This window comes from Streptococcus sp. HMSC064H09 (genome assembly GCF_001812625.1).
Classification (GTDB): Bacteria; Bacillota; Bacilli; order Lactobacillales; family Streptococcaceae; genus Streptococcus.
The window spans coordinates 274,369-275,520 of the sequence record NZ_KV809582.1 but is presented as its reverse complement, the minus strand read 5'-3'; the positions used below and the strand labels follow the sequence as shown (position 1 = coordinate 275,520).

1 protein-coding gene is annotated in these 1,152 nt (G+C 34.8%); it reads left to right on the top strand.

The genetic code is table 11. From position 1 onward, the window contains the following. The first annotated feature begins 118 nt into the window (after positions 1 to 118). Positions 119 to 1,051, top strand: a complete 933-nt coding sequence (locus HMPREF2867_RS06760; protein WP_070576625.1) for a manganese-dependent inorganic pyrophosphatase — start codon at positions 119 to 121, stop codon at positions 1,049 to 1,051. Positions 1,052 to 1,152 lie beyond the last annotated feature (101 nt).

Genomic DNA, 1,152 nt, shown 5'->3' with positions numbered 1-1,152 from the left:
AACACGGGTTCGAATCCCGTACGGACTATATTTTTGAGTGACTTAGGTTACTCTTTTTATTTTGTTTCTTTTTTTTATATGTTATAATAGCTTATAATACTATTTTTGAGGTGAATTTATGTCTAAAGTTTTTGTTTTTGGTCATCAAAACCCTGATTCTGATGCAATCGGGTCTTCTTATGGGTACGCTTATTTGAAACGTCAACTTGGAGTTGATGCTGAAGCTGTTGCTTTAGGTACTCCTAACGAAGAAACTGCTTTCGTTCTTGATTATTTTGGTGTTGAGGCACCACGAGTTGTTGAATCAGCTTTGTCAGAGGGAGTTAAGCAAGTAATTCTTACAGACCATAATGAGTTTCAACAATCTATTTCAGATATTAAGGATGTTGAGGTCATTGAGGTAGTAGACCATCACCGTGTGGCTAACTTTGAAACCGCTAATCCATTAATGATGCGATTGGAGCCTGTTGGATCAGCTTCTTCAATTGTTTATCGTATGTTCAAAGAAAACAATGTTGAAGTTCCTAAGGAAGTGGCTGGTTTGCTTTTGTCAGGTTTGATTTCAGATACTCTTCTTCTAAAATCTCCAACTACACATGCTTCAGACCCTGCAGTAGCAGCTGAACTTGCAGAAATTGCTGGAGTTAATTTGGAAGAATATGGACTTGCTATGCTTAAAGCTGGTACTAATCTTTCATCAAAATCTGCTGAGGAACTTATTGATATTGATGCCAAAACTTTTGAATTGAATGGTAATCAAGTTCGTGTTGCACAAGTTAATACAGTTGATATTTCTGATGTTCTTTCTCGTCAAGAGGAAATCGAAGAAGCTATTAATAACTCAATTAAAAACAATGGATACTCTGACTTTGTCTTAATGATTACTGATATCCTTAATTCAAATTCAGAAATTCTTGCACTTGGTTCAAATACTGATAAAGTTGAAAATGGTTTTGATTTTGTTTTAGAAAATAATCATGCTTTCCTTGAAGGTGCCGTTTCTCGTAAGAAACAAGTAGTACCACAGTTGACTGAAAGCTTTAATGCATAAAATTAGGCCGTCAGGCCTTTTTTTAGTGGTCTGATTAATGGTATAATACTTCTTATGATAATACAATTTAACCCAAACAAACTATGTAAGCAAGCTTTTTT

Bases quoted from the DNA above. Each gene is read 5' to 3' on its own strand.
- HMPREF2867_RS06760 (WP_070576625.1), top strand. From the start codon at position 119: ATGTCTAAAGTTTTTGTTTTTGGTCATCAAAACCCTGATTCTGATGCA.